The 4,739-nt window shown below is 55.3% G+C and carries 7 protein-coding genes; 4 read left to right on the top strand and 3 right to left on the bottom strand.

Features of this window, described 5'->3' with window-relative positions; translation table 11 throughout:
* Positions 1-1,573 (top strand): NAD-dependent DNA ligase LigA (gene ligA / locus HF921_RS10070; RefSeq protein WP_215893752.1); only part of this gene is annotated, 1,573 nt, incomplete at its 5' end.
* 2 nt (positions 1,574-1,575) lie between these two features.
* A complete protein-coding gene (gene atpC / locus HF921_RS10065; RefSeq protein ID WP_064217682.1) occupies positions 1,576-2,091 on the top strand; it encodes an ATP synthase F1 subunit epsilon in 516 nt (171 codons plus the stop codon).
* 15 nt (positions 2,092-2,106) lie between these two features.
* On the opposite strand, the gene HF921_RS10060 is transcribed toward atpC, so the two are convergent.
* From HF921_RS10060 to HF921_RS10050, 3 genes are all read right to left on the bottom strand, one after another.
* The gene (locus HF921_RS10060; protein ID WP_064217683.1) at positions 2,107-2,472 is read right to left on the bottom strand and encodes a DUF202 domain-containing protein; all 366 of its coding nucleotides are present in this window, start codon (positions 2,470-2,472) and stop codon (positions 2,107-2,109) included.
* Positions 2,472-2,786, bottom strand: coding sequence for a DUF202 domain-containing protein (locus HF921_RS10055; RefSeq protein ID WP_064217684.1), 315 nt, complete (start codon positions 2,784-2,786; stop codon positions 2,472-2,474). The genes HF921_RS10060 and HF921_RS10055 overlap by 1 nt, the downstream gene beginning before the upstream one ends.
* Positions 2,787-2,921: 135 nt before the next feature.
* Positions 2,922-3,407 carry a Fur family transcriptional regulator gene (locus tag HF921_RS10050; RefSeq protein WP_215893751.1) on the bottom strand — a complete coding sequence of 162 codons (486 nt, stop codon included), beginning with the start codon at positions 3,405-3,407 and terminating at the stop codon, positions 2,922-2,924.
* A 117-nt stretch (positions 3,408-3,524) separates the two neighbouring features.
* Between HF921_RS10050 and HF921_RS10045 the strand changes: the two genes are divergently transcribed.
* Together HF921_RS10045 and HF921_RS10040 are read left to right on the top strand one after the other, a co-directional pair.
* Complete coding sequence (locus tag HF921_RS10045) at positions 3,525-4,004, top strand: peroxiredoxin (RefSeq protein WP_215893750.1); 480 nt, start codon at positions 3,525-3,527, stop codon at positions 4,002-4,004.
* A partial coding sequence (locus HF921_RS10040; protein WP_226834451.1) for a PIN domain-containing protein occupies positions 4,001-4,739 on the top strand: 739 nt, incomplete at its 3' end. The genes HF921_RS10045 and HF921_RS10040, both read left to right, overlap by 4 nt.

Raw genomic sequence — 4,739 nt, 5'->3', positions numbered from 1 at the left:
CACCGCCAATGTCCGCACCATCCGCAATATTCCTCTGCAACTGGCGGGCAAGGGCTGGCCGGATCTGTTGGAGGTGCGCGGGGAAGTGGTGATTCCCGTGGCGGCTTTCCAGCGATTGAATGAAGAGCGCCTGCATGGAGGAGAAAATCCCTTTGCCAATCCACGCAATGCGGCAGCCGGCAGCCTGCGGCAACTGGATTCCACAGTGACGGCGAAACGCCCGCTGGCGTTCTTTCCCTGGGGGTGGGGAGAAAGCAGCGCGCCACTGGGGGGGGCGCACAGCACGATAATGCACAGCCTCTCTGTCTGGGGTTTTGAAGTGACGCCTTACTTGCGCAATGTTCGACATCTTATTGAATGCGAAAGCTATTTCAATGAAATGCAGAAATCACGCGAAGGCATGCCTTTTGAAATAGACGGCCTCGTGTTCAAGGTCGATGATTTGGCGGCCAGGGAGCGCCTGGGCTTCACGGCCCGCGCACCGCGTTGGGCCATTGCCTATAAATTCCCGGCGCACGAAGAGCGTACCGTGGTCGAAGATATCCTGGCTTCCGTGGGGCGCACCGGCGTGATTACTCCGGTGGCTGTCCTGCGGCCCGTGCAGGTGGGCGGCGTGACCGTGAGCCGCGCCAGTTTGCATAACCAGGACGAGGTGGATCGTAAAGATATACGCGTGGGCGACACGGTACTGGTGCGCCGTGCCGGGGACGTGATTCCCGAAGTGGTCATGGTGCTCAAGGAAGAACGGCCAGCGGCAGCACAACCCTGGCAAATGCCGTTGCGTTGTCCGGTTTGTGACTCGGAAGTCCTGCGGCTGGCCAACGAATCGGCGCACCGCTGCATGGGTGGGCTGTACTGCCCGGCGCAACGGATGGGCGCTGTCGAGCACTTCGCTTCGCGCAAGGCGATGGACATCCGGGGCCTGGGCGAGAAACTCGTCCAGCAACTGGTCGAGCGAGGTCTGGTGCATTCCGTAGCCGATGTTTATCATCTGGATGAGGCCGCACTTTGCGGATTGGAGCGCATGGCCAGTCGCTCCGCCCAAAAACTGCTGGCGGAAATAGAGCAATCCCGTCATACCAGCCTCTCTCGCTTCCTCTACGCCCTGGGTATCCGCCAAGTTGGAGAAAGCACAGCCAAATCTCTGGCAGCCTATTTTGGCGACTTGGAACCCTTACTGGCGGCGACGCCGGAAGTCTTGCAGAATATTCCCGACGTGGGGCCCATAGTGGCGGAATCTATCGTACATTTTTTTGCCCAGCCCCATAACCTGGAGGTGATCGCGGCGTTGCGGGCTGGTGGTTTGGATTGGGATGTCGTCGAACCGCAAAAAGGCGGATGCTTCCAGGGGATGACCCTGGTACTCACTGGTTCTTTGGACAGTATGACCAGGGAAGATGCCAAAGTCGCCATAGAAAATAGGGGTGGAAAAGTCAGCAGCGCCGTTTCCGCTAAAACAAGCTACGTGGTTGTTGGTAAAGAGGCGGGCAGCAAGGCGGAAAAAGCCGCAAAGCTGGGCCTGACACAGCTCACTGAAGCACAATTTTTGGCGATGCTTTCAAAAAAGGAATAAGCATGCAGCAGAATGGAACATTCCGTATCAATGTGGTCGATGTGCATGGCGAAGTGTACAGCGGTATGGCGCGTTTCGCGGCAGTGCCGGCGGAGCTGGGCGAGATCGGAATTCTGCCAGGGCATGCACCCTTGCTGTCGGGGCTGCGCGCCGGAGAGCTGCGCATTACCCAAGCCGATGGTCAGACACAGATTCTTTTTCTGGAGGGCGGGTTGTTAGAGATTCAGCCTGATATCGTGACGATACTCGCCAATGCAAGTCTGCGGATCATGGATATTGACCTCCATGATACACAGAGCCGCATTAAAGATGCCCAGGCCACATTGGCGAAAGATGCCGTACCTCCCATGGATTTTGCCCGCGCCGAACTGGAACTGCAGAGAGAGCTGGCGAAAGTAAGCGCCTATCAGCGCTATCAGGCATGCGAACAACGGGGTGGTAAAACGAGTGATTACGACTGGGAGCGTCCGCCTTTGCAGAACGTGCCAAAAGTGAACGCGCAAGAGCTGGAAGAATAAGGGCCCGAGCCCGGATTAGGAATGGTGGTCTTTGCGCGCCAGCATAGGTGGAAAGTGCGCTCCAGACTCTCGCAAAAACTTATGGTAGTGACTTTGAACCCGTAAAAATCGGAAATAACTAAAGCCGCCAATAACCATTGATAATAAAATGAATAGCACACCGAGAATAATAACGGCGTGATAGTTAAAAAAGTGAATCAGTACCAAACCCGCTATGGTCAGGTCCAGCATGGTGCGCAAAAAAGAATATAAAGTCCGCCGGTTGGCCGCTGCTGTGCGGTCCAGTGCGAGCCAGTCACGGAGTACCAATTTACTTTTTGGATAGGTATGAAAATAATCGCGATGCGCATCCAGGTGGTTGAATAGGAATCGGGATTTCATTATAGATCATCTTCTGTCTTTTCGTAGGTTTCCGTTTTTTGCAAATTTTTATAGTGTATCTTAATTTTCAGATAGAGAGAAATACCCGCGGCCAGGATAATCAGCGCGAGAATAAAGCCCAGATAAAACAGATGGTCCTCAACATAGCCATTGAATACACGAATAAAAATGAGCGTGGCGATGATCAAAGTCAAGGTCACACGAATATAGCCCAGAAAAGTGCGAGTGCCCGCAAATACCGTTCTGTCCATGGCAAGAAAGTCACGCAGAACCATCTCTTTTTTATCGTAATCATCATAGGGCAGGTGGCGCATGGTACCCTCTTAAAGTTCCTTTCATGAAGGTGGCTGGCGGTGGCGCGGCCACCGCATTATAAGGCAAGGCGACCGGATGGGAAACCATTCCTGAGGCAATGATTTTTTATCGCGGAAAATAAAATTCTGATGGGCTCAGTGCTGACTGGTTTTTTTTGGCGGTTCTTTACCGCATTGGGCACAGACCCCGTTGACCACCAATTCCATTTCAATCATGGAATAGTCGGCTGGCAGTCGAGGCGTCGGTACACTACTTTCGGGCAGGCAAAATACCTGGCGGCAAGCGACACAATGGAAATGCGGGTGTTGGGTGGTCGTTTCATCACGGTGGGCGCTAAAGCGCCAGATCCGGTCGTCTGCCGTGATCCGGTGGGCGAGTCCGGTCTGTACCAGCCATTCCAGATTGCGGTAGAGACTGACGCGGTCAACCGCCCCTGTCTCCGACGCCTCCAGGCGCTGCTGCACCTCGGGATGACTGAGTGGTTGCTCGGCTGCCAGCAGTGTTTTGAAGACCGCTACCCGTAAACGCGTGATGCGCTGCCCGATAGCGCGAAGACGCTGCGCTGCCTCGGCATCGGAAACTTCCGCCGTGAGAGCGGGGTGGAGTGATAAATGCGCCATAAAGTCATGCTAGAGCAGAAAGCCGGGAGGGCGCAAGCGATGACCCTGCGTTACTTCCCTGGACAGCGCCCCATCTGCCGCGCTAGATTTTCAGTCAGTCCCACTCAGGAGTTCCTCATGTCCTCAGAAGTCATCAGCATCGGTCAACCTGTACCTCAGTTTCGTGCCGCGGCCTATGGTAAGGCATCCTCCATCCACATCGATGACCTGCGCGGAACGGTCGTAGTGATCTATTTTTACCCCAAGGATGACACGCCGGGTTGTACGACAGAGGGGCAGGAGTTCACGGCACTCTACCCGGAATTTCAGGCCGCCGGCGCGGAAATTCTCGGTGTTTCCCGTGATACCCTTGCCAGCCATGAAAAGTTTTCCTGCAAGTTCAACTTCCCTTTTCCGCTCCTGGCCGACACGGATGAAACGCTCTGCAAGGCCTTTGATGTGCTCAAGGAGAAGAACAATTACGGCAAGGTGGGCATTGGCGTTGAACGCAGCACTTTCGTGATCGACCGGGAAGGCAAAATCGCCTACGTCGAGCGTAAGGTGAAGGCCGCCGGACATGCAGCCGCCATCCTAAACATCGTCAAGCAATTACCATGAGTCGCCAGGAAGCGGGGGGTTCAAGCCCGGTGAGGGCGCGTCTCTACATTCTGGATACCAACGTGCTGATGCACGATCCCTCAGCGCTATTCCGCTTCCAGGAACACGACATCCTGCTGCCGATGGTCGTGCTGGAGGAGCTGGATCAGCACAAAAAAGGCCTGAGCGAGCAGGCGCGCAATGTGCGTCAGGTCAGCCGTTATCTGGACGAGATGCTGACGGATACCGCTGATCTGGATCGTGGTTTGGCGCTGCCTTATGCGCAGGGACGACTTTATTTCCAGACCGCTGCACATCAGCAGGCGCTGCCTGAAGATCTGGCCGGTGGCAAGGCGGACAATGAAATCCTCGCCGTGACTCTGGCCCTGCAGAATCGTCATCCCGAAAAAGATGTGATTCTCGTCAGTAAAGATATCAATCTGCGCATCAAGGGACGTACTCTCGGGATCCGGGTGGAGGATTACCAGAACGATCGTGCTCTGGACGATGTGGATCTGCTCTACACCGGTACAGAGACGCTGAGTGCCGATTTCTGGGATCTGCACAGTCGCGATCTGGACGCTTGGCAGGAAAGCGGACGGAGCTACTATAAAATCAGCGGCCCGGCCATTCAGCGCTGGCATTCTAATCAGTTTATCGCGATCGATACACATACGCAGGCGGGGGTGGCCGAAGACTTCGCGGCGATTGTCCGCGAAGTGCATCCGGAACACGCCATTATCGAGCGCATAACCG

Source organism: Acidithiobacillus ferriphilus (genome assembly GCF_018854775.1).
GTDB classification, from domain to species: domain Bacteria; phylum Pseudomonadota; class Gammaproteobacteria; order Acidithiobacillales; family Acidithiobacillaceae; genus Acidithiobacillus; species Acidithiobacillus ferriphilus.
The sequence above is the reverse complement of the archived record's forward strand: the minus strand, read 5'-3'. Positions and strand labels throughout refer to the sequence as shown.